At 71.9% G+C, this 22,570-nt stretch carries 18 protein-coding genes and 1 pseudogene; 3 read left to right on the forward strand and 16 right to left on the reverse strand.

Features of this window, described 5'->3' with window-relative positions; all coding sequences use genetic code 11:
• Positions 1–13: 13 nt before the first annotated feature.
• Together Pma05_RS11255 and Pma05_RS11260 are read right to left on the reverse strand one after the other, a co-directional pair.
• Positions 14–1,726 carry a glycoside hydrolase family 3 protein gene (locus tag Pma05_RS11255; protein ID WP_203857297.1) on the reverse strand — a complete coding sequence of 571 codons (1,713 nt, stop codon included), beginning with the start codon at positions 1,724–1,726 and terminating at the stop codon, positions 14–16.
• A gap of 95 nt (positions 1,727–1,821) precedes the next feature.
• Complete coding sequence (locus tag Pma05_RS11260; protein ID WP_203857298.1) at positions 1,822–2,313, reverse strand: DUF3145 domain-containing protein; 492 nt, start codon at positions 2,311–2,313, stop codon at positions 1,822–1,824.
• A gap of 294 nt (positions 2,314–2,607) precedes the next feature.
• Between Pma05_RS11260 and Pma05_RS11265 the strand changes: the two genes are divergently transcribed.
• From Pma05_RS11265 to Pma05_RS11275, 3 genes and pseudogenes are all read left to right on the forward strand, one after another.
• The gene (locus tag Pma05_RS11265) at positions 2,608–2,937 is read left to right on the forward strand and encodes a hypothetical protein (protein WP_203857299.1); all 330 of its coding nucleotides are present in this window, start codon (positions 2,608–2,610) and stop codon (positions 2,935–2,937) included.
• 392 nt (positions 2,938–3,329) lie between these two features.
• Positions 3,330–4,182: pseudogene (locus Pma05_RS11270) on the forward strand (alpha/beta fold hydrolase); the annotation flags it as partial.
• Between the two features lie 328 nt (positions 4,183–4,510).
• On the forward strand, positions 4,511–6,634 hold the full coding sequence (locus Pma05_RS11275) for a HelD family protein (RefSeq protein WP_203857300.1): 2,124 nt from the start codon (positions 4,511–4,513) through the stop codon (positions 6,632–6,634).
• Between the two features lie 483 nt (positions 6,635–7,117).
• On the opposite strand, the gene Pma05_RS11280 is transcribed toward Pma05_RS11275, so the two are convergent.
• The 14 genes from Pma05_RS11280 to Pma05_RS11345 form a co-directional block, all read right to left on the reverse strand.
• Positions 7,118–7,309 (reverse strand): DUF397 domain-containing protein, encoded by a 192-nt coding sequence (locus Pma05_RS11280; RefSeq protein WP_203857301.1) that lies wholly within the window; start codon positions 7,307–7,309, stop codon positions 7,118–7,120.
• Complete coding sequence (locus Pma05_RS11285) at positions 7,296–8,084, reverse strand: helix-turn-helix domain-containing protein (protein ID WP_203857302.1); 789 nt, start codon at positions 8,082–8,084, stop codon at positions 7,296–7,298. Before Pma05_RS11285 ends, Pma05_RS11280 begins: the two co-directional genes overlap by 14 nt.
• A gap of 848 nt (positions 8,085–8,932) precedes the next feature.
• Complete coding sequence (locus tag Pma05_RS11290) at positions 8,933–9,907, reverse strand: hypothetical protein (RefSeq protein WP_203857303.1); 975 nt, start codon at positions 9,905–9,907, stop codon at positions 8,933–8,935.
• 75 nt (positions 9,908–9,982) lie between these two features.
• A complete protein-coding gene (locus Pma05_RS11295; RefSeq protein WP_203857304.1) occupies positions 9,983–12,022 on the reverse strand; it encodes an amylo-alpha-1,6-glucosidase in 2,040 nt (679 codons plus the stop codon).
• On the reverse strand, positions 12,019–12,426 hold the full coding sequence (locus tag Pma05_RS11300) for an SCP2 sterol-binding domain-containing protein (RefSeq protein WP_203857305.1): 408 nt from the start codon (positions 12,424–12,426) through the stop codon (positions 12,019–12,021). Before Pma05_RS11300 ends, Pma05_RS11295 begins: the two co-directional genes overlap by 4 nt.
• 127 nt (positions 12,427–12,553) lie before the next feature.
• The gene (locus Pma05_RS11305; protein WP_203857306.1) at positions 12,554–14,620 is read right to left on the reverse strand and encodes an amylo-alpha-1,6-glucosidase; all 2,067 of its coding nucleotides are present in this window, start codon (positions 14,618–14,620) and stop codon (positions 12,554–12,556) included.
• On the reverse strand, positions 14,617–14,988 hold the full coding sequence (locus tag Pma05_RS11310) for an SCP2 sterol-binding domain-containing protein (RefSeq protein ID WP_203857307.1): 372 nt from the start codon (positions 14,986–14,988) through the stop codon (positions 14,617–14,619). The genes Pma05_RS11305 and Pma05_RS11310 overlap by 4 nt, the downstream gene beginning before the upstream one ends.
• A gap of 240 nt (positions 14,989–15,228) precedes the next feature.
• The gene (locus Pma05_RS11315; protein WP_203857308.1) at positions 15,229–15,645 is read right to left on the reverse strand and encodes a CBS domain-containing protein; all 417 of its coding nucleotides are present in this window, start codon (positions 15,643–15,645) and stop codon (positions 15,229–15,231) included.
• A 425-nt stretch (positions 15,646–16,070) separates the two neighbouring features.
• Positions 16,071–16,916 (reverse strand): NAD-dependent epimerase/dehydratase family protein, encoded by an 846-nt coding sequence (locus Pma05_RS11320; protein WP_203857309.1) that lies wholly within the window; start codon positions 16,914–16,916, stop codon positions 16,071–16,073.
• A 103-nt stretch (positions 16,917–17,019) separates the two neighbouring features.
• The gene (locus Pma05_RS11325; RefSeq protein WP_203857310.1) at positions 17,020–17,457 is read right to left on the reverse strand and encodes a PPOX class F420-dependent oxidoreductase; all 438 of its coding nucleotides are present in this window, start codon (positions 17,455–17,457) and stop codon (positions 17,020–17,022) included.
• Positions 17,458–17,538: 81 nt separating this feature from the next.
• On the reverse strand, positions 17,539–18,564 hold the full coding sequence (locus Pma05_RS11330; protein WP_203857311.1) for an aspartate-semialdehyde dehydrogenase: 1,026 nt from the start codon (positions 18,562–18,564) through the stop codon (positions 17,539–17,541).
• Positions 18,565–18,805: 241 nt separating this feature from the next.
• A complete protein-coding gene (locus Pma05_RS11335) occupies positions 18,806–20,167 on the reverse strand; it encodes a M16 family metallopeptidase (RefSeq protein ID WP_203857312.1) in 1,362 nt (453 codons plus the stop codon).
• Positions 20,167–21,465: a M16 family metallopeptidase gene (locus Pma05_RS11340; RefSeq protein ID WP_203857313.1), complete on the reverse strand. Its 1,299-nt coding sequence runs from the start codon at positions 21,463–21,465 to the stop codon at positions 20,167–20,169. The genes Pma05_RS11335 and Pma05_RS11340 overlap by 1 nt, the downstream gene beginning before the upstream one ends.
• A gap of 97 nt (positions 21,466–21,562) precedes the next feature.
• Positions 21,563–22,495 (reverse strand): endonuclease/exonuclease/phosphatase family protein, encoded by a 933-nt coding sequence (locus Pma05_RS11345; RefSeq protein WP_203857314.1) that lies wholly within the window; start codon positions 22,493–22,495, stop codon positions 21,563–21,565.
• Positions 22,496–22,570 lie beyond the last annotated feature (75 nt).

Genomic DNA, 22,570 nt, shown 5'->3' on the forward strand with positions numbered 1-22,570 from the left:
GCTCGGCGGTCGGTCAGGAGCAGCTCGTCCGGGGCAGGCCGCCCACCGGCACCGGGGACCGCCCGGTCGGCCGGGCCTTTCCGGCCAGTACCTCGGCGAGCGCGGTCAACGAGGCCGAGTTCGACGAGTACGTCGCCAGCAGCACCTTGGACTTGGCCCGGCCGAGCAGGTACGGGGTGTCCGTCGCCACCGTCACGGCCGCGTCGGCGCGCAGGTCGGCGGCGGTGTCGTCGTACCCGACGAGGTGCACCACGGCCCCGCCGGACGGGACGACCTTGACCCCGGCGGCGCTCAGCGCCTGGCTGAGCCGGTCCCGACTCCGCTCCCGGCCGCTCGCCGCGGTCACCGTCACCGGCCCGGTCACCAGCGGCCCGGCGCAGCTACCGCGCAGCAGGGTGATCGCCGACGTCGACGCCAGGCGGGCGGCCTCCTGGTGGCCGGCGCTGTTCAGCGTGCCCATCTCCGGCCTCGGGTGCTCGGCCAGCCGGAACTTCAGCGTCAGCACCCGGGTCACCGCCTCCACCAGCCGGGCCCGGGGCAGCGAGCCGTCCCGCAGCGCGGCCAGCACCCCGTCGTACGCCTCGGTCACGTTCGGCGGCATCAGCACCAGGTCGTTGCCGGCGTTCAGGGCCCGGACGGCGGTCGTCCCGGGCGGCTGCTTCGCCACCGCCGCCATGTCCATCGCGTCCGTGACCAGCACGCCGGTGAAGCCGAGCTGCCCGCGGAGCACGTCGGTGAGGAGCTTGCGGGAGAAGGTGGCCGGCACCTCCGGGTCGACCGCCCGCACGTCGAGGTGCCCGGCCATCACCAGCCAGGCCCCGGCGGCGATCCCGGCCGAGAACGGTGGCAGGGCGGTGGCCTCCAGCTTCTTCCGGTCGGCGGTCACCACCGGCAGCCCCTTGTGCGAGTCGGCGGCGGTCTGCCCGTGCCCGGGGAAGTGCTTGAGGGTGGCCGCGACGCCCGCGCCCTGCAATCCGCGTACGGCGCCGCCGACCTGCGCCCCGGCCGCCTTCGGATCCGACCCGTACGAGCGGGAGCCGATCACCTTGCTGTTCGCGTCGAGTACGTCGGCGCTGGGCGCGAAGTCGACGTTGACGCCGAGCGCGGCGAGTTCGGTGCCGGCGGCCCGCCAGGCCGACTCGGTGATCGACGGGTCACCGGCCGCGCCGAAGGCCATCGGGCTGGGCAGGTTGGTCACCCCGTCGGAGATCCGGGTGACCACGCCGAACTCCTGGTCGATGCCGATCAGCGCCGGGGCGGCACCGGCCGGCAGTTTCCCGGCCGCGTCCTGTAGTCCGGCGGTCAGCTCGCGTACCTGGGCCGGGTTGTCGACGTTGGTGGTCGGGTTGGTGTCGCTGGTCGGGTCGTCGGCGGAGAAGCCGACCAGGATCAGCCCGCCCAGCCGGTACTTCGCGATCATCTCGGCCGGGGTCTCCACTCCGGCCAGCTTCCGGTTGCCGGCCGCCGAGCCGCCCGACACCTTCGTCGCCGAGTTGCCGTAGGCGTACGGCATCAGCACCTGGCCGACCAGGTCCTCGTCGGCGAGGGTGCCGACGAGCTGGGCGGCCCGGGCCGCCGGGTCCGGGGTCGGCGCCGGGGCGGCGCCGGTCGCCGAGGGCGACCCGGCCCCGGGGGGCGCCGGCTCCCGCGAGCCGGCGCAGCCGGAGACGATCAAGGCGGTGACGAGGGGAAGCACGACGAGAGCGCGCCGGAGGGGAGTCGACACGCCCGCTATCCCACCAGCCCGTCACCACCCAGGCAACTTGACCAAGGCCCCCCGGGCCGAGCGGACGGCCGCCGACCAGCGGACCCGGCGACCGTTCAACCGACCTGGGTGAGCAGGGTGACCGGGGCACCGTCCCCGGCGTACCGGTACGGCTCCAGTTCGGCGTCCCAGGCCGTGCCCATCGCCTTGTCGAGCGCGTGCGCGAGCGCCTCCGGCGCCCGGGCCGACGCCATGATCGACCGCAGCCGATCCTCGCCGAGCTGGATGTCGCCGGCCGCTCCGGCGGTGGCCCGGAAGAGCCCCCGGCCGGGCACGTACATGAACCGCTCACCGTCGACGCCGGGACTCGGCTCCTCGGTGACCTCGAAACGGATCATGGGCCACTGTCTCAGGGCAGCCGCCAGTTCCGCGCCGGTCCCAGGCCGGCCGGACCACCCGCACTCCGCCCGACGGGCGCTCGGATCGACCGGCTGGGCCGTCCAGTGCAGGGTGACCGGCGCGGTAAGGACGCGCGCGATCGCCCACTCGACGTGCTGGCACACGGCGAGTGGGGTCGAGTGGACGTAAACGACGCCACGCGTTGGCACGGTGACCTCCCGGAGAGCGAGGTGCGTCTTCCCCTACGACCTCGACCTCGGCGGGCTGATCTCCCGTGCGATTGCTGGAACACATGATGACGCTTGTGACGGATGGTACGCCAGGGATTCACGAAACTGCCCCGGGGGAATACCCGTACCGGTGACGGTAGTTGGACCGCACGTCAGCGGCGGTAGCCGTCCGGCCATCGCCGGTGTCGTGTAAAATTTGCCCGGCGGCGTCTGCCGCCAAGGCCGTCCCCTCGGACTTTCCAGTCCTCCCGTACGTCTTCAAGGAGTACCCCCGTGGCGAGCAACACCTCCAAGACCGCGCGCGCATCCGTCCGTGCCGGCCAGGCAGGCCAGGGTGGCGCCCTGAGCGTGCTCGGTGAGTTCAAGTACCTCATCCCGCTCAACGGCGGCAAGCACGCCTACGTGCGGAACCTGACCAACGGCAAGACCTCGCACCTGCGTACCGACTCCGAGGCGTTCGTCGAGGAGATCCGGACGCTGGCCGGTGCCGGCCACGCCGTCAAGATCCGGGCCGAGCTGAACAACCTGGCCGCCACCCACCCGGCCGACGGCTGGGACACCACCGAGAAGCGGCTGGTCGAGGCCGGCGTCTTCGAGGCCTGAGCCCACCCACCGGCACACTCAGCTCCACAACCCGTAACGCCCCGACGGATCGTCTCGCGTCGGGGCGTTCACGTCTGCGCGGGACGTTCCGCACCGATCCCCGCCGGCCCGCCCACCCGAGCCGATGATTCGCCGGGACGACGGGCGGGTATCCCCCGTTCCAGCGACGCGTTCCGGCAGTTCGTGGACGTCGGCGCCGCGCCGGCCCGACCCGTCGGCGCCACCCTGGCCGGAGCGCCCACCATCCGTGGGTACGGCTACCCCGGCTCGACGCGGAGGTGACCATGCCCGCCCCGGTTCCGGTACGCCTGCCCGACGGCGTACGGCTGTCCGACGGCGTACGGCTGTCCGACGGCGTACGGCTGTCCGACGGCGTAGGGCTGTCCGACGGCATGCGGCTGCACGTCGACGTCTCGGGTGCGGACAGCGCCCCGCGTACCGTGGTGCTGCTGCACGGCTGGACCCTGGACGGGCGTACCTGGCACCGGCAGGTGAGCGCGCTGCGGGAGGCGTACGGCGACGGCGTCCGGGTGGTCAGTTACGACGCGCGGGGGCACGGCCGGTCCGGCCCGACCACGCTGCGCTCGTCCACCCTCGCCCAGCTCGGCGACGACCTGGCCGAGGTACTCGCCCAGGTGGCGCCGACCGGGCCGGTGGTGCTGGTCGGGCACTCGATGGGCGGGATGACGGTGCTGGAGTACGCCCACCGGCACCCCGCCGACTTCGCCCGCCGGGTCGCCGGAGTCGTCCTGGTGGCCACCACCGCCGAGGGCCACACGCACACCGGGTACGGCGTACCGGCCCCGCTGGCCCGGCTGATCCGGATCGCCGAGACCACCTGTGCCGGACTGCTGGCCCGGTGCGGCGGCTGGCGTACCCCGCCACCCCTGCTGTACGCGCTCCGCCCGACCCTGCGCTGGCTTCTCTTCGGCGACGCCTGCGAGCCGGCCGACATCCGGCTCACCACCTCGGCGGTGGCCCGGGCCGGGCTCGTCTCGATCGGCGGGTTCCGGCCCTCCATCGGGGCCCAGCGGCGGCTGGAGACGCTCGCCACCCTCGGCGACCTGCCGGTGGCGGCCCTGGTCGGCGACCGCGACCGGCTCACCCCACCGCCCTGCACCCTGTCGATCAGCGCGGCGCTCCCCTCGGCCGAGCTGACCGTCTGCCCCGGCGCCGGCCACATTGCTGATGCTGGAGCGCCCCGAGGAGGTCACCGCCGCCCTGCACTCGGTCGTCGACCGGGTCGGACCGCTCCGACGGACGGGAGACCGCCCCGGCCCGGCGACGAAGATCACCCGGAAGGCGAAGATCACCCGGAAGGCGGCGGCCACGGCGACGGCCACCGGCCGGGCGAGGCGGGCCGGGACCCACCTCGAGCAGCCCAGAGGGGTCGGCGCCCGGCGCGGCGCACCATGCCCCTGAGCCGGATCGACCCGCCGCCGCACAGGCGTGGCCGGGTCGGGGCGGGCGGGCACGGCGTACCCTCGCTTCCTGGAAATTCGGCGCGCGGCCGTCCGGACCTCGGGTGCCAGACGGGGGCGTCGCCGCAGATCGACCTCCGGGAGCAGACGCGTTGACCGACCACACCACTCTGCGGCAGGAGATCGAGGCCGAACAGCGCCACCTGGACCGGGTCTACGCCCGGCTGGCGCAGTTGCGGCACTCCGCCGTGCTGGCCGAGCGGGAGGGCTACCAACTGGCCCGGGTCGGCAACTTCGGCGCGCTGGTGGAACGGGACGCGATGGTCTTCCACGCCGCCCGGCGCCGGCACACCCTGGACGCCGAACACGAGGGACTGGTCTTCGGCCGGCTGGACCTGCGTACCGGGCAGGTGCTGCACGTGGGCCGGCTCGGCGTACGCGGCGAGCACGCCGAGCCGCTGGTGATCGACTGGCGGGCACCGGCCGCCGCCGCGTTCTACCAGGCCACCGCGGCGGAGCCGCAGGGCGTCGTACGCCGACGGGTGATCAGCTCCAGCGGCGAGCGAGTGACCAGGATCTCGGACGACCTGCTCGACCCGGCGGCGGCGCCGAACGGGATGCGGGTGGTCGGCGACGGCGCCATGCTCGCCGCCCTGTCCCGGACCACCGGCCGGGAGATGCGCGACATCGTCGCCACCATCCAGCGGGAACAGGACGAGGCGATCCGCTCCCCCGCCGGCGGGGTGACCGTGGTCTCCGGCGGTCCGGGCACCGGCAAGACGGCGGTGGCCCTGCACCGGGCCGCCTACCTGCTCTATTCCGACCGCAACCGGTTCGCCGGCGGCGGGGTACTGGTGGTGGGCCCGTCCGCCGTCTTCGTCGACTACATCGCCTCGGTGCTCCCCTCACTCGGTGAGAACGCCGCCACCCTGCACTCGCTCGGCTCGCTCTTCGAGGGAATCGAGGCGACCCGCACCGACCCGCCAGCCGTGGCCGCCGTCAAGGGCTCGCTGCGAATGCGCCGGGTACTGGAGCGGGCGGTCCGGGACCAGGTCCCGGACGCCCCCACCGAACTGCGGCTGTTCTACCGGGGCGAACTGCTCCGGCTCTCCGGCGCCGAACTGGAGCGGATCCGGACCCGGGCGCTGCCGCCGGGTGCCCGCCGCAACGAGGTACGCCGGGCCGGCTTCGACGGCATCTTCGCCGCGCTCTGGGCACAGGCCCAGGAGCTACGGGTGGGCCGGCTGCCCGACCAGCGGACCTTCGAGGACGACATCGCCGAGCGCCCCGAGTTCCGGGACTTCCTGCGCGCCTGGTGGCCCCGGCTGCACCCCCGGCACGTACTGCCCTGGCTGGCCGATCCGGAGCGGCTGCGCCGGTACGCCACCGGGATCCTGTCCCGGGCCGAGATCCGGCTGCTCGCCGAGGCGTACCGGACGCTGGGCGGTGCGGGGCCGAGCGTCGCCGACGTGGCACTGCTCGACGAACTCGACCACCTGCTGGGCCGGCCGCCCCGACCGGCGAAGCGGCGGCGTGACCCGTACCAGTTGGCCGGCGGGGTCCGCGAGGTGACCACGTACGCGGACCGGCAGCGCTCGGCCCGCACCGGCCGGGACGCCGCCGCCGAGCGGCCGACCGACTACCGCGAGTACGCCCACGTGGTGGTCGACGAGTCCCAGGACGTCTCCCCGATGCAGTGGCGGATGCTGGGCCGGCGGGGGCGGCTCGCCTCCTGGACCGTGGTCGGCGACCCGGCCCAGACCGCCTGGACCGGCGACCCGGCGGAGCTGGACCGGGCCCAGGACAAGGCGCTCGGTCGACGTCCCCGGCACGAGTTCACCCTCACCACCAACTACCGCAACTCGGCGGAGATCTTCGCGGCGGCGGCCCGGGTGATCCGCGAGGTCTCCCCCGACCTGCCGCTGCCGGTCGCGGTCCGGGCCACCGGGGTACTCCCGGTCGAGCTGGTGGTGCCGGCCGCCGAGCTGTCGGACGCGGTCCGGGAGGCGGCGGCGAAGCTGCTCGCCGAGGTCGAGGGGACGGTCGGGGTGATCAGCGCGGTCACCCGGCGGGCCGAGGTCGCCGGCTGGCTGGAGTCGGCCCCCGACCCGCGCCTCCAGGTGGTCGACACCATGCAGGCCAAGGGCCTGGAGTACGACGGCGTCGTGCTGGTCGGCCCGACCGAGATCCGGGCGGACTCAGCCGCCGGGGTACGCACCCTCTACGTAGCACTCTCCCGCGCCACCCAGCGACTCACCACCGTCAACCCGCTCTGACGGCTCTTCGGGGTGGGCCGGTGCGGGTCGGGCGCCGGAGCGGTATCGGTTGCCGAATCGGGCAGCCGAACTGCCCCCTCGCGGCAGGCCCCAACACGTTCAGAAACCGGCGGTGGATCCGACGCCACCCCCGGACCACCAAGGCGCCGGCAACACACCAAGTCTCAAGATTCTTGGAGAGTTATGGTCCGCCACGAACCCTAAGTCGCCGAGAATCTTGAGGGTTGTTCCACATCGTGGGCGCTACGAGGCGGCCAGGCCCAGTCGGGCCGCCCGGTCTGACGGCTCTTCGGGGTGGGCCGGTGCGGGTCGGATGCCGAAGCGGTGTCGGTTGCCGGGTCAGAGGCCGGGCCGCCCTCTTGGCGGCGACCTCCGAGATGACGAAGCCCCCGGACCCGGATCTACCTACCCCGGGCCGAGGGCTTTGCGTCGTTCCGGGGCCGGCTGTGGCTGGCCCCGGTGGCTGGTTCGTCGGTACCTGTGTCAGGCGTGCGTCTTCGTCAGGCTGACGAACGCCCGCCAGGCGGCCGGGCCGAAGGTCAGCGTTCCGCCGTCCCGGTCCTTGGTGTCCCGGACCAGCACTCGGCCGGGAAGGTTGTCGGCAACCTCGACACAGTTTGAATGGCCGCCGGAACGCACGGACTTCCGCCAGGCCGGGGCGTCACTTGTGTTCATTCAGCACCTCCAGAATCAGGTCTCTGCTCAGGTCGGCCGCCATCGCCAAGCCGTTGATCGACTCCCAGGATAGCTCTAGCTCGCCCACGTCCCCCGCTGAGGTCGCTACCTTGCCCTGCAACTGATCGTCAAGGTATGAGATCCGCTTGCCGTCTCTCAGGGTTGCCAGCGAGATCGGACCGCCTAGACCAGCGTGCAACCCTCCGGCGGCATCCGGCAGCACACGCACCGTCACGGATGGCTTGTGTCCAATGTCGGCGAGGTATCCGAGCTGATCTTTCATGACCTCGTGCGGACCTCGCCGAAGCGCGAATTCCGCGATGATGCAGGAAATCGTCGCCGGCGGGTCGCGGTCCAGAACGGCTGCCTGCCGGGCTGCCCGGTCCGCGACAAGATCCTCCACTCTCCCCACGTTCGCCGGAACTCCCGCGAACATCTCTCGCATGTACGGCTCACGCTGTAGCGGGGACGGGATCAATAGCGGTGCCCAGGACCGCAGCAACAGCGCGCGGCGCTCGTGCTCAACCCATGGGCGTAGCCACGGGCGCAGGTCTTCGTGTGCCGTCTTTGCCAGCCCTTGAATTTCGCTGCCGGTGCCGAACACCTCGTCAAGGCGTTGCGCCGTGCCTTCCTGCGGTATCAGCTTCCCCGACTCGAAGTTCTGCACCGAGGACTTTGACACGCCGATCGCGGCGGCCAGCCGATCTTGAGACAGTTTGCGCTGGGTGCGCAGCTCTCGGATGCGGGCCGGAAGCGATGCCGGTTGGTCATTCACGATTATCACCTCGGGTGGTCGGCAGGTGTTGTCACCATCATTGGGCGGCCATCGGGTTCATCTTCCGATATCGCAACCTCACGGTCCAGGGTGGAGGGCAGACGGAAAGCCATTACAGCGGCCCGCTTCAACATGCCGGGGGCGTGGCCGCAAGATCCGCCCCGATGGTGGGTCATCTTTCCGTCAACGGGGGCGGTCGCTCGTACGGGACACGAGCACCGCCCCCTTTCCCTGTTGTTTACCGGAACGGGAGGGCAAAAGAATGAGACAGGCACGAGGGACCAGACTCGGCCATCGCCGAGTTTGGTGGCGCCTCTGGCGGTATTGCTGGTGTGGACACCGGTGGATCTGCCCCGACTCGGATCCCGGCGTGTGCTTCTACTACCCCCAGCGGGGTAGTAGAAGCACACGATCGGCGGGTGCCGACGCCGAGAGTGCGTCCCGGACGGGCGCCGAGTTCCGGCGGGCGGTTCGGGTCGCCACGGTTGACGCCAGGATCGCGCGGCAGGCACGGGCCGGGCACGAGGACGCGCCACCCCCGCCGCCACCACCCCCGCCCTCGCCGCCGGAGCAGCCGCAGCGTCCGTGGATCGATCTCCCCGTCTCCCGCAATGCGGGCCGGTATGACGGGTGGAACGGGCCGACCCGGGCGCACCTGGCCCACGGCCGGGCCGGCGGCCTGACTCCGGCCCAGCAGCACCGAGCCCGGCACGCCGAGCGGGTGTAAACCCGTGATCGGGCCATGGGCGCGATGGGAACGACACATCGCCCGACGACGAGCGCGTGAGCGGCAAACGCCCGGGCAGCACCTCCCGGCCGGCGGCCCGACGCCGGACAACGCCGCCCGCTCACTCCTCCGGTGGCGGGGCGGGCGGGTCGAGGAACAGGGCCAGCCGGTCGACACTGATCGCGCTGGTCAGCAGCCGCTCCTTGCGGTTGCCGAGCAACCGGCGGGTCCAGTCGACGAAGCCGCCGTCGCCGAGTTCGACCCGCTCGCCGTCTAGTACCGCGCTGATCTTGAAGCACCATCCGGTGTAGTAGCCCCGGCCGCGGGAGCGGTCCGGGTCGTCGCGTACCAGGATCTTCGGGTGGTCGGCCAGGGCGGCCCGGGCCGCCTCGGCGATCGGTACCGCCGCCGGGTCCAGCACGGTCAGGGCGACCTCGATCGTCGGCACCCCGGCCGACTCCAGCGCCGCGCAGAGGATCCGCAACTGCTCGCCACAACTGCGCCGCTCAAACGCCAGACTCCCGGTGTCCCGGCCGGCGGTGACCAGGGCGAGGAGGCTGAAGTGGGCGAACCGGCCCGCCCCGGCGAACCGCTGGGCCCGGATCACCCGTTGCAGGGTCGCCAGTCGCACCGGCGGGGCCGACCGGCCGTTCCGGGCGAGCAGTTCCCGGCGCCGGACCGCCGCCTCCAGCGCCAGCCCGTTGGTCGGATCGGCCGCCACCTCACTGCCCCGGACCGTGGCGAGCACGTTGTTCTGGTTCACCCCGGCGACCACGGAGTGGGTGCCCAGCGGTGCGACCGGGGCGAGGGTAAGCAGTTCGTACCGCTCCGGTACGGCGGAGAGCAGCAGGTCCTCGGCCCGGCGCAGCCGGCGGAACCCGGCCTGGGCCGGTGCGACGAAACGGTTCTCCGTGTACCGGCGCAGTACGTCGGCCGGGCTCAGGAAGCCCGCCCGGGTCCGGAACGCGGCCAGCAGCAGCGTGACCAGATCCGAACCGGACAGCCGTACGCCCAGGGTGTTCAGGATTTCGGCGCCGCCGGCCTGGCGCAGCACCCGGGCCAGCGCGGCCCCCTCGACCGTGTCAGGATCCGCCATCGCATATCGCTATCACGGCGGATCGCCGTCCACCACCCGGATTTCCATTCGAACCGTGCCGCGCACCGCGACACGTCACTCGGGTTCCAGGTGCACCCGGCCCCGGCCGAACGCGTCGGTCCGGCCCCACCGCCCCGGAATGCCGACCAACTCGATCCGGCCGAGCCGCTCCGGAATCGCCGGGTCGATCGTCAGGTGGTCCTGGTGCGGGCGCAGGCCGAGCAGGGTACGGAGCAGCACCAGCGTGGTCCCCGCCGACGAGCAGTGTGGACTGCACGCCCGGGGGTACTGCACCGGATACTTGGTACGCCGTCGGTCGTAACCGGCGAACGCCTCCGGCATCCGGCCGCCGAAATACCCGGACGCCTCGACCATCGCCACCGCCAGCCGGGCCGCCTGCTCGGCGAAGCCGTACCGGCGCAGTCCCAGCGCGATGAGCGAGTTGTCCGACGGCCAGATCGCGCCGGTGTGGTAGCCGACTGGGTTGTAAAATGCCTGGTCACGGGCGAGCGTCCGGATTCCCCAGCCGGAGAAGAGATGCCGGTCGAGCAGCACCTCGGCCACCTGCTCCGCACGGGAGTCGTCCACGATCCCGCTCCAGAGCAGGTGGCCCATGTTCGAGGCGAGGGCGTCGACCTGGCCGCCCTCGGCGTCGAGCGCGAGCGCGTAGTAGCCCTGGTCGGCGATCCAGAAGTCCCGGTTGAACCGGTCGCGCAGGTCGGCCGCCTCCTGCTCCAGCCGGTCCGCGTACGCCGGGTCGTTCCAGAAGGTACGGGCCAGCCGCGCGCCCCGGACCTTCGCGTCGTACGCGTAGCCCTGTAGTTCGCAGGTGGCCCGGGGGTTGCCCGGCAGCCGACCGTCGGCGTACGTGACGGAGTTCCAGGAGTCCTTCCAGCCCTGGTTCTCCAACCCGCTGGGACTGCGGCGCTCGTACCAGACGTAGCCGTCGTCCATCAGATTGCCGTACGTGTCGATCCAGGCGAGCGCCGACCGGGCCTCGTACTCCAGCAGCCGCACCGTCTCGGCGTCCCCGGTCCACCGCTCGTACTCATCGAGCAGCACCACGAAGAGCGGCGTGCAGTCCGCCGCGCCGTAGTACGTGGTGTACGGGCTGTCCCCGAAGCCGCCCGGCTCGCCGTACCGGATCTCGTGCATGATCTTGCCCGGCTCCTCGTCCCGGAAGTCGTCGACCCGGCCACCCTGGAGCAGGGCGAGCACCCACAGCGCGCTGCGGGCGATCTGCGGTATGAACGGCAGGGTCTGGAAGCCGGTGACCAGGCTGTGCCGGCCGAACAGGGTCATATACCAGGGCAGCCCGGTCGCCATCAGCTTCACCTGGCTGGTCAGCCCGATGTACTGCAAGGCGGCGAGGTCGACCAGGCTCCGCTGGTACGCGTCGTCCAGCGTCTCGGAGTCACAGGTGAGCTTCGGGGCCTGGTCCAGCCATTCGCGCAGCTCGCGCCGTTTCTCCGGCCAGGCCTCCTGGTAGCCGCGCAGGTTCTCCCGGACGTCCCGGCCGCCCGCACCCTGGATCGTGCCGATCGCCCGGAGGGTCGTGGACCACCTCCCGTGCGCGCCGAGTTCGATCCGGAAGGTGAGGCCGTCGGCGTCGATCTCGGCCGGCTCGCTGCTGGTCACGATCGTCTCGGCGACGTGCCGGTGCCGCTCGTGGCACAGCCGCAACCGGCCCGGTTCGACGAGCTTCGCCGTCCGCCCCGGCAGCGACCGGGATTCCCGGGCGTCGAACACGTCCGCGAAATCGGAGTCGATCTCCATCCGCAGGGTCAGCACCACCGGCTCGTCCCGGTGGTTGAGCACGGTCAACTCTTCCTCGAACGCCCCGGCGAGCGACCGCTGCCGGATCACCGAGGTCTTCGCGTCGACGTAGTGGGTCGGCTCGCCCGGCACCAGGAAGAACCGGCACTCGAAGTACTGGAGGTCGTCGATGGAGAGTTCGTGCAGCCGCTCGCCGTTGATGGTGAGCACCCACCGGGAGAGGAAGCGGGTGTCCCAGGCGAAGAGCCCGGACGGATAGTTCGGCGACGGCTCGACGTCGCCGGTGGAGTCGCTGAGCATGAACGTGTTGCCGTCCAGGATGCTGACCAGGTCATTCACGGCCGACGCTCCCGTTCCCCGGCGACCCGGCGGCCGGCGAACCGCTCCCGGATCCGCTCCCGGGGGTCCCGGGTGCCCGGCGGCGAGGGAAAGGCGCGGCGGAAGACCAGCAGCAGCGGCAGGTTGCCGCGCACGGTCAGATCGTTCCGGTTGTACGCGGCGAGCACCTGCGCCTCACCGGTGGCGAGCTTGTCGAACAACTCCTTCTCGGTGGCGACCACGCAGTCCGCCTCCCGCTTCTCACGCGACACCAGCACGTTGCCCTGGTTGACCGCGACGAACCAGTGTTCGACCTCGCCGTCCCGGTCGAGGTCGAACCGCAGCCTTCCCCTGGCCTTGGCCGGCAGCAGGTCCGGCCCGTGCTCCTCGATCCGGCTGAAGAACTCGGCGGTCGGATCCGCCATCGGGTGACGCCTCCCTTCCCGACTCGTCCGGCGTCCCGCACACCCACTGGTGCTGCCTGCGGGTACCCGTAACCGACGTTCTGCCCGAGCCGTCGCGGTCTTCGACCTCGACCGGGCCGACGAACCGTCACTCCATCAGGCCCGGCGGCGTCCGGCTGTGCTCCGCCCGGCCCCGGCCGAACGCGTCGATCAGGCCCCATCGGCCCGGGATGTCCAGCAGTTCCATCCGGCCCATCCCCACCGGCAGGGCCGGGTCGACCACCAGGTGCTCGCCGTGCGGATCCAGGCCCAGCAGGGTCCGGATCAGCAGCATCGGCGTACCGGTCGACCAGGCCTGCGGGCTACAGGCCGTCGGGTACTGCACCGGATACTTCGTCAGTGCCCGGTCGTAACCGGCGAACGCCTCCGGGAGCCGGCCGCCGAAGTACCGCCCCGCGGCGATCATCGCCTCGGCGATCTGGCCCGCCTCGTGCCGGAAGCCGTACCGGCGCAGGCCCCAGGCGATCAGCGAGTTGTCGAACGGCCAGACCGTGCCGACGTGGTAGCCGATCGGGTTGTACCGGCCCTCCCCCTCGGCCAGGGTCCGCACCCCCCAGCCGGAGAAGAGCCGGGGCCCGAGCAGGTGCTCGGCCACCTTCCCGGCCCGGTCGTCGTCGACGATCCCGCTCCACAACAGGTGCCCGATGTTCGAGGACAGCGCGTCCACCTGGCCGCCCTCGGTGTCCAGGGCCAGCGCGTAGTATTCCCCGTCCTCCACCCAGAAATCCCGGTTGAACCGCCGCTTCAGCTCCGCCGCCTCCCGCTCCAACCGCTCGGCGTAGACCGGGTCCTGCCAGAAGAGCCGGGCGAGCCGGGCGCCGCGCATCTTGGCGTCGTAGGCGTAGCCCTGTAGCTCGCAGGTGGCCCGGGGAAACGCCGGCAGCCGGCCGTCGGAGTACGAGATGCCGTCCCAGGAGTCCTTCCAGCACTGGTTCTCCAGGCCGTTGCGCAGGTTCCGCCGCTCGAACCAGACGTAGCCGTTGCCCATCAGGTCGCCGTACCGGTCGATCCAGTTCAGCGCGGCCCGGGCCTCGTGCTCCAGCGCCTTCACCAGCTCGGTGTCCCCGGTCCACCGCTCGTACTCGTCCAGCAGGATCACGAAGAGCGGGGTGGAGTCGGCGGAGCCGTAGTAGGGCGAGTGCGGCTGCTCCTCGAACGCCGTCGACTCGCCGTACCGGACCTCGTGCAGGATCTTCCCGGGCTCGCGTTCCCGGAAGTCGTCCAGGGTGACCCCCTGGGCCAGCGCCAGAAAGCGCAGCGTCGGCCCGGCGAGTTCCGGGGTGAACGGCAGGGACTGGAGGCAGGTGATCAGGCTGTCCCGGCCGAACATCGTCATGAACCAGGGCAGGCCGGCGGCCGGCAACGGCGGACCGGCGGTCAGTGGTGCGTACCGCAGCGCGGCCAGGTCGATCAGACTCCGCTGGTACGTCTCGGTCAGCGGCTCGCTGTCGCTGCTGAGCTTCGGCGCGCGGGCCAGCCAGGCGTCCAGGTCCTCGCGCAGTTCCTCCGGGGAACGGCTCTGGTGCCGCTGGATGCTGAGCCGGATGTCCCGACCACCGGCCCCCTCCACCAGGGTCTCCACCCGGAGCCGGGTCTGCCACTGCTGGTGCGCCCCGATCCGCAGCGCGAAGGTCACCCCGTGCCGGTCGAACTCGGCGGGCGCGGTCGAGGTGACGATCGCCTCGCGCCGGAAGGTCTCCCGCTGGTAGTAGAGCCGCAGCCGGTCCTCCTCCACCACCACCGTGGTGCCGCCGACCTTCTCCCGCACGTCCTTGATCTCGAACAGGTCGGCGAAGTCGCTCTCCACGTTCAACCGGACCGTCACCTCGACCGGCTGGTCCTCGTGGTTGAGCACGGTCAGTTCCTCGACGAAGCTGCCGCCGACCGTCCGGTGCCGGATGATCGACAGCTTGGCGTCCACGTAGTGCGTCGGCTCGCCGGGGACCAGGAAGAACTGGGATTCGAAGTACTGGAGGTCGTCGACGGAGAGCACGTTCAGCCGGTTTCCGTCGACCGTCAGTTCCCACTTCGACAGGAACCGGGTGTCGAACGAGAAGAGCCCGGTCGGAAAGGTCGGCGACGGGTCGATGTCGCCCCGGTTGTCGCTGACCACGAAGGTGTTTCCGTCGAGGATGCTGACCAGTGGTTTCGTCACCGCTGCCCCCTCCCCCGTACCCAGTCCCGAGGTTCGTGCGCGCCGGGCGTCCCCGGCACCAGGCGGTTCAGGTAGCTGAACAGAAACAGCTTCCCCTCCACCGTGAGCCGGTTGCGCAGCAGTGCCGCGAACGGGTTCGCCTCGCCGGCGGCGATCCGGTTGAAGTACTCGCGGTCGGTCCGGACGGTGCAGTCCGCCGCCCGGTCCGTCTGGGTGGCGCTCACGCTGCCAGCACTGAACACCAGCAGCCAGGTGTCGATGTCCGTACCCGACTCGAGTTCGAAGCGGACCGTCCCCCGGATCTTGCCCAGCAGCGGGTCCGGGGCCCGGTGGTTGAGCGCTTCGAAGAACTCCGTGGTCGGATCCATCGCCGTGCCTCCCTCGCCTGCTCGTCCGACACCCTCCGGCCCGGCCGCGCCCGTCGCCGCCCTCCGGGTCCGTCCCTCACCATCAGGTGCCCGCGGATCACCTACGCGCCGAGGTCGAGGCCGAGGCGGGAGTGCTGGCCGCCGCCCGGGACGCCGACGACATCCGGGTACGGTTCGACGGCGCGGAGTAGCCCGACGGGCTCGGGGACGCCGTTGTCGCCCGGGCCCGTCGGGCCAGTCTCAGTTGTTCGGTTCATCGGCGCTGATGTCGGCGAGCACGGACTGCGGCTCCCGCTCGACCGCGAGGTCGCCGAGGGAGACCAACCCGATCAGTCGGCCCTCCTCGACCACCGGCAACCGCCGTACCCCGTACGTCCGCATCAGGTCGGCGGCGGCGACCGCGTCGTCGTACTGCGTCACGGTGATGACGTCCTGGGTGAGGATCTCGCTCAGCGTGGCACTCGACGGGTTCAACTGTTCGGCCACCCCGCGTACCGTGATGTCGCGGTCGGTGACGATACCTATCACGTCGTCCCCGTTGGTCACGATCACGTCGCCGATGGCGCTGTCCCGCATCTCCTGGGCGGCAGCGGTGAGCGTGTCGCCGCCGTCCATGGTCACCAAGCGGGTCGTCATGAACTCTCCGACGGTCGTCATCCTGCTCCCCTCTCAATGTCAGCCGACCCGGTCTACCCGGGCAGACCTCGACGTAACGCCCGCCTTCCCCGACCTGCGGTCGATCGTTCAGAGTCGGGCCCGGACAGGTTCGCTCGGCACCCGCCGACCCAGTCGGACCCGCCGGCGCACCGCCACCACCGCTCCGGCAGGTAGCACCGAAGCGCATGATCAGGGCGTTGTCCACAGGTACCGCAGTTGTCCACAATCCGGCGCCAGTTCGTTCTATGAAGTGCGCAGGTGTGCGATTCTCGGCCGAGAGGAAGGGAGGACGTGATGATCGACCGGTTCACCAGCACGTACTCGACCACCGCGTGGGGTTCTTGGTGGTACACGAGCACGGACCACCGCGGCGCAGGCGCTGACCGCTCGCAGGCCGTGGGTCGGGCCGAGGCGGTCAGCGGCGCTCAGGCGCGGTCGGCGTCGACGTGGTCGCGCCAGGAGTGCTGCGGCGCGAAGCCGAGCAGGTCCCGGGCCCCGTCGATGGCGAGCAGGGTCTCGAACTCGCCGACCTCCCGGCGCAGCGGCACCCCCGGGAAGACCTCGGCGAGCAGGTCGACCGAGGGCCGGTCCATGATGGTGTCGGCCGCCGCGATGATCACGTTCCGGGCTCCACTGACCGGCGCTTCGAGCCCGAGCCGGCACGCCTCGGCCACGTCACGTACGTCGATGTAGCCCCAGAGGTTCCACTTCCGGCTGTGCGGGTCGGCCCAGAACGACGGCACCCGCTGGTAGTCCTCGGGCAGGAAGATGTTGGAGAGCCGCAGCCCGACGAACGGGATGCCGGACCAGCCTGCGATGTGCTCGGCGAGGCTCTCGCTGACCACCTTGGACAGCGCGTACGTCGTGGTCGGCACCGGAAAGTGCGCCTCGTCCACGGGCGCGTACCGGGGCGGGGTGTCGAACGGCAGCCCGAGCGTGGTCTCGCTGGACGCCCAGACCACCCGGGCGAGGCCGAGCTGCGCCGCGCCGAGGAAGACGTTGGAGTTCATCGTGCTGTTGGCGCTCAGCGTCAGCGCCGGAGTCCGCAGCCCGGGGGCGGGGATGTTCGCCAGGTGCACCACCGCCTCGGTGCCGTGCAGCACCTCGACCGCCTGCCCGTAGTCGGTCAGGTCGGCCCGGAGCAGTGGCACCCCGAGGTCGACCGGCGCCGGCTCGACGTCGGTGGCGACCACCTCGTGGCCGTACGCCAGCAGGTGCGCCACGGCGGCCCGACCGGCCTTGCCACTGGCTCCGGTGACGCAGATCCTCATCGAAACTCCCCCTCGACGTGCCGGGCCCGAGCCTCGGCGTGTGATCGGCGACGATGCCGCCCCCGGCGACCCGGGCCGGGTGCCGGTGCCGGACAGACCCGGCTCAGCCGCGCGGCGGTGCGCCGTACACGCGCTCGACCGGGAGCCGCAGCACCAGTCGGCGGTCCGCGACCATCGCCCGGCGGTAGTCGTCCCAGTCCGGGTGCTCGCCCTGGACCGCCCGGTACACGTCGATCAGTTCCTCGACCGTCGGGTCGGTCAGCTCGGCCGCCACCGGGGTCAGCTCGGCGGTGCCCTCGGCGACCGCGTACGCCCAGCCGTCCGGGGTGCTCACCTGGAAGCTCGCCCGTGGGTCGCGCCGCAGGTTGGCGGTCTTCGCCCGGTCGTCGGTGATGGAGACCCGGATCAGCCGGCGTTCCGGGTCGAAGGTGTAGCTCACGTTGGACAGTTGTGGCCGGCCGTTCCGCTTGATCGTCGCCAGCACGCCGAGCGACCCGTCCCGGATGATGCCGAGCAGCGCCTGTTCCGTCGGACCGTCCATCACGCCCACCTCCCGAGCAAGATCACTCCCACCCTACCCACAGACCCGCCCAGCGCCACTCCGGCGGGGCGGGCACCGGAGTCACCGCGACTCGCCGGCCACCAGTTCGGCGATCTGTACGGCGTTCAGCGCCGCGCCCTTGCGCAGGTTGTCGTTGGAGCAGAAGAACGCCAGCCCGTACTCGACGGTCTCGTCGACCCGGAACCGGCCGACGTACGTCGGGTCCTGTCCCGCCGCCAGCAGCGGGGTCGGTACGTCCGCCAGCGCCACCCCGGGCGCCCCGGCCAGCAGCTCGCGGGCCCGCTCCGGGCTCAGCGGCCGGGCGAACCTGGCGTTGACCTGCAACGAGTGCCCGGTGAAGACCGGTACCCGGACGCAGGTGCCGGAGACCTTCAGCTCGGGAATCTCCAGGATCTTGCGGCTCTCGTTGCGGAGCTTCTGCTCCTCGTCGGTCTCCGCCGACCCGTCGTCGACGATCGCGCCGGCCAGCGGCAGCACGTTGAAGGCGATCGGCTGGGCGTACTGCCGGGGGGCCGGGAACTCGACGGCCCGGCCGTCGTGGGTGAGCGCGGCGGCGCCGTCGGCGACCTTGCGGACCTGCTCGTCCAGCTCGGCGACCCCGGCCAGTCCGGAGCCGGAGACCGCCTGGTAGGTCGCCACCACCAGGCTGAGCAGTCCGGCCTCGGCGTGCAGCGGGCGCAGCACCGGCATGGCCGCCATGGTGGTGCAGTTGGGGTTGGCGATGATGCCCCGAGGGCGTACGGCGGCGGCGTGCGGGTTGACCTCGGCGACCACCAGGGGCACCTCGGGATCCATCCGCCAGGCCGACGAGTTGTCGATCACCACCGCGCCGGCCTCGGCGACCCGGGGGCCGAGCGCCTTGCTCGTGCCCTTTCCGGCCGAGAAGAGCGCGATGTCCAGCCCGGTGTAGTCGGCGGTCTCCGCGTCCTCGACGGTGACCTCACCGTCCCGCCACGGCAGGGTGCGCCCCGCCGACCGGGCCGAGGCGAAGAGCCGCAGCTCGTCCACCGGAAACTGGCGCTCGGCGAGTATCCGCCGCATCACGCCACCGACCTGCCCGGTGGCCCCCACAATGCCGATCCTCATACCGCGAGGCTACCCAGCCGCTCGGCCGGCCCGGCAAGCCGATTACCACACCGCCCACCATCCGGTCAGCTCCCGGCGGTCCGACCGGCCGGGGCCGCCCCGACCCCGGCGCAGCCCGGCCAGCCCGGCGCAGATGGCGATGCCCGGCGCAGATGGCGATGCCTGGACCTGTGACCACCGCCGGCCTGCCGGGGGCTCCACGGAGCAGCCGCCCGGCACACCCGGCCCGGCGCGGGGGCCGTCAGCCGGCGGCGTCGACCACCTCGCCGAGCCCGCTGGCGACCAACTCGTCCCGGATCACCGCCGCGTCGCCCTCGATCACCAGGGTCAGCCCCTGCGGGTGCAGGTGCGTCGCTGCCGCCGCCGACACCGCCGGCTCGGCGGTCGACAGCAACTGCTCGCGCAGGGTCGCGTGGTAGTCGTCCGGCAGGTCGTGCACGACCAGCGTGGCGAGCGCGCTGGCGATGGCCCGGGGCGTCTGCAACTCCACCGAGAGCTGCCCGGCCCGCCAGGCCCGGGCGACCGCCAACTCCGGCTCGGTCACCCCGGCGTCCCGGGTACGGGTGATCTCGCCCACCGCGTCCACCAGGGCCGGCGCGGTCACCGCGGTCTGCACCCCGGAGCTGACCACGAACCGCCCGAACCGCCGCGAGTGGCCGAACTCGGCCCTGATCCCGTACGTGTAGCCGCGTACCTCCCGGATCAGGTGGTTGAGTCGGGAGGTGAAGGCACCGCCGAGCACCGTGGCGGCCAGCGCCATCGGCACGTAGTCGGGGTGCGCCCGGTGCGGTGCGGGGTGCCCGAGCCGCAGCGTGGACTGGACCGAGCCGGGCCGGTCGACCAGGATGATCCGTCGCTCGTCCCGGGTCCGCACGCCGAGCGGCGGACCGGCCGGCTCCGCCGCGCCGTCCGCACCGGCGAACGCGGTGGTGCCGAGTTCGTCGAGGTCGATCCGGTCCAGGTCGCCGACGACCAGCAGGGTGCCGAACCGGGTCAGCCAGGCGGCGTGGAACGACGTGACGTCGTCGACGGTGACGGCGGCCACCGAGTCGGGATCGCCGTCCATCGGGCGGCCGGGCCGCTGGTCGGCCCCGAACAGGTCGGCCCGGAGCGCGGCATCGGCCCGGGGCCCCGGGTTCGCCCAGTACATCCGCAGCGCGGTGACCTCGTCGTCGCGTACCCGGGTGATGTCCGCCGGGTCGAGGCGTGGGGTCCGGACGGCCTCGGCCAGCAGCTCCACCGCGGCCGGTAGCCGCTCCACCGGGACCTGCACGCTGACCTGGAACGCGTCCCAGTCGGTGGCGATGGTCAGCTCGGTGCCGAGCCCCTCCAGCGCCAGCGCGTACGCCGTGGAGTCGCGCCGGGTCGTCCCCTCCTCCAGCGCCTTCGCGAGTACCCCGGAAAGCCCCTCCCGGCCGAGCGGCTCACGCCCGGCGCCGCCGTCGAGCATCAGCACCGCGACGGCGAGGTGGTGCCCCGGCAGGTGGGCGGCGACGACCTTGCCACCGGCCACCGCCTTCCGGACCACCCGGGGAAAGGTGTACGGCCGGGCGGCCCCGGTCGGCGGCCGTTCCGTGCTCAGGATGGGGCCGGGCTCGGTCATCAAGACGCCTCTTCCTGGGTCTCCGGCAGGTAGGTCAGGGTCGCCCGGTCCTCGGGCCGGAGCAGCTCGGCGGCGAGCCCGCTCACCTGCTCCGCGGTGACCGAGAGCCAGCCCGGCAGCCGGTCGGCCGCCCGGGCCGGATCGCCGAGCTGGGTGGCGTGCCGGCCGAGGATGTCGGCCCGGCCGTCCACGCTGGCGAGCTGCCGCCACCAGCCAGTGGTGAGCAGCGCCTTGGCCCGGTCGAGTTCGGCCCCGGTCACCCCGTCGGCCAGCCCGTCCAGCACCTCGACGAGCCCCGCCTCCAGCTCGTCGGCGGTCACCCCGTCCCGGGCGGTGGCGGTGACGATCATCGGAGCCGGCGCGTACGCCAGGTCCACGCCGAACGCGCCCACACTGTCCGGCTGGGCGAGCCGGGCCCCGTCGGCGAGCCGCTGGTAGAGCCGGCTGCCCCGGCCGCTGCCGAGCAGCGTGGCCAGCACGGTAACCGTGTCGTAGCCGGGCCCGCCGAACGGGTGGGTCCGATGTGTCAGATAGACCCTCGGCGCCGGCACGTCCGCGGTGACGGTCTCCCGGACCGGCACACCGGTGGCCGGCACCTGCGTGCCGTCCGGGGCCGGCGGGATGTCCGACTGCGGCACCAGCTTGCCGAAGTAGCGCTCGGCCAGCGCGAAGACCTCGTCGGCCGAGGCGTCCCCGGCCACTGTGAGCACCGCGTTGTTCGGCGCGTAGTAGGTGGTGTGGAACGCCTGGAAGGTGGCCAGGTCGGCGGCGTTCAGGTCGGCCATCGAGCCGATCGTGGCGTGGTGGTACGGATGGCCGGGCGGATAGAGCAGCGGCAGCAGGCGCAGCCAGGCGTCCCCGTACGGGACGTTCTCGTAGCGCTGCCGCCGCTCGTTCTTCACCACCTCGCGCTGGTTGTCCAGGGTCTCCTGGGTGAGCGCCGGCACCAGGCCGCCCATCCGGTCCGCCTCCAGCCAGAGCGCGAGCGCCAGGTGCTCCGACGGCAGCGTCTCGAAGTAGTTGGTCCGGTCCGGGTTGGTGGTCGCGTTCAGCGAACCGCCGGAGCCCTGCACCAACTGCATGTGCTCGGTCTTGGCCACGTTGACCGAACCCTCGAACATCAGGTGTTCGAACAGGTGGGCGAAGCCGGTCTGACCGTCGGGCTCGTGCCGTGAACCGACGTCGTACCAGAGGTTGACCGCTACGACGGGGGCGCTGCGATCCTCGCTGACCACCACGCGCAGGCCGTTGTCCAGCCGGGTGGTCTCGATCGGCCAGGGATAACCGGTCTCGGGCATGGCCACGACGCTATCCGATCGGCCCGCCCCGGCGCGGACAGCCCCGCCGAGGGCGGGCGCCCCGGTCCGGGCGGGCCCGCCCGGACCGGGGCTCGTCTCAGGTGGCCGGCAGGTTGACGGTCATCCAGATCGGCAGGTGGTCGGAGGACTCGACCGGCGAGCCGGGCCGTCCGCAACTGTGCGCCAGGTCGGCGTTGGTGAAGAGGTAGTCAATCTTGATGGTGTCGGCGTTGTTGTGCGGAGTGCTCCTGTAGTAGGTACCCGGGCCGGTCCGCGGCGAGCCGGTGGTGGCCTGGGCGCACTCCACGAAGGAGTCGTAGAGCGGGGTGAGGCCGCCACCGGGATAGCTGGCATTGGCTGGCGGTTGCAGGTTGAGGTCACCGCCGAAGATCACCCGGAATCGGGACGGCCAGACGTACGCCTGGTAGGCCGCGACCTGCTGGGTACGGAACGCGTACGAGGCGTCGTCGCCGTTGTAGGAGAAGTGGGCGTTGCAGAGCTTCACCCACCACGACTCGACCGTGGCGCAGATCCCCACCCGCCACTCCGCACCGTCGGCCGACGGTAGGTAGCGCGCCTCCCACCAGGTGTTCTCGTCCGGTACCGCGAGCATGATCCCGTAGTCGCCCCGGCCGCGTACGCACTGCTTGTTCGGTGAGGTCGCCGGGTCGGCGGTCTGCTTCAGCTTGATCGGAGCGAAGCGGACGTCCCAGCCGTACCCGTAGTAATCCTCCAACTGGTATTCGAGCGGCTTGGCGAAGGAACTGCACACCTCCTGGATGATCGCCGCGTCCATCGGGGTGCCGTGGTTGCGCATGTGCCAGCGAATGGTCCCGATCAGCCCGTTCGGGTCCTCGTAGTACTTGCACGCCGAGTTGTTGCCGCAGGCGTTCCAGGTCATGACCTTGACCGTCCGGGCCGGCACCGCCGCCACCCCGACCTCCGCCACCCCGACGTCCGCCCCGCTGCCCGGCTCGACCGGGCGGGCGCCCGCGACCCCGGGAACACCGAGCGCCGCCACTGTGCCCACCAGCGCCAAGCCGACCGTTATCCAACGCCGTACCGACCTCATCGCGCTCCCCGTCCGAAAGGCGTGTAGAGGCAC

Origin of the sequence: Plantactinospora mayteni, from assembly GCF_016862935.1 — a bacterium.
In the GTDB taxonomy this organism is placed as follows: Bacteria; Actinomycetota; Actinomycetes; order Mycobacteriales; family Micromonosporaceae; genus Plantactinospora; species Plantactinospora mayteni.

Bases quoted from the DNA above. Each gene is read 5' to 3' on its own strand.
- Pma05_RS11290 (WP_203857303.1), bottom strand. From the start codon at position 9,907: ATGGCGGATCCTGACACGGTCGAGGGGGCCGCGCTGGCCCGGGTGCTG.
- Pma05_RS11300 (WP_203857305.1), bottom strand. From the start codon at position 12,426: ATGGCGGATCCGACCGCCGAGTTCTTCAGCCGGATCGAGGAGCACGGG.
- Pma05_RS11320 (WP_203857309.1), bottom strand. From the start codon at position 16,916: ATGAGGATCTGCGTCACCGGAGCCAGTGGCAAGGCCGGTCGGGCCGCC.
- Pma05_RS11335 (WP_203857312.1), bottom strand. From the start codon at position 20,167: ATGACCGAGCCCGGCCCCATCCTGAGCACGGAACGGCCGCCGACCGGG.
- Pma05_RS11340 (WP_203857313.1), bottom strand. From the start codon at position 21,465: ATGCCCGAGACCGGTTATCCCTGGCCGATCGAGACCACCCGGCTGGAC.
- Pma05_RS11280 (WP_203857301.1), bottom strand. From the start codon at position 7,309: ATGAACACAAGTGACGCCCCGGCCTGGCGGAAGTCCGTGCGTTCCGGC.
- Pma05_RS11330 (WP_203857311.1), bottom strand. From the start codon at position 18,564: ATGAGGATCGGCATTGTGGGGGCCACCGGGCAGGTCGGTGGCGTGATG.
- Pma05_RS11310 (WP_203857307.1), bottom strand. From the start codon at position 14,988: ATGGATCCGACCACGGAGTTCTTCGAAGCGCTCAACCACCGGGCCCCG.
- Pma05_RS11325 (WP_203857310.1), bottom strand. From the start codon at position 17,457: ATGGACGGTCCGACGGAACAGGCGCTGCTCGGCATCATCCGGGACGGG.
- Pma05_RS11315 (WP_203857308.1), bottom strand. From the start codon at position 15,645: ATGACGACCGTCGGAGAGTTCATGACGACCCGCTTGGTGACCATGGAC.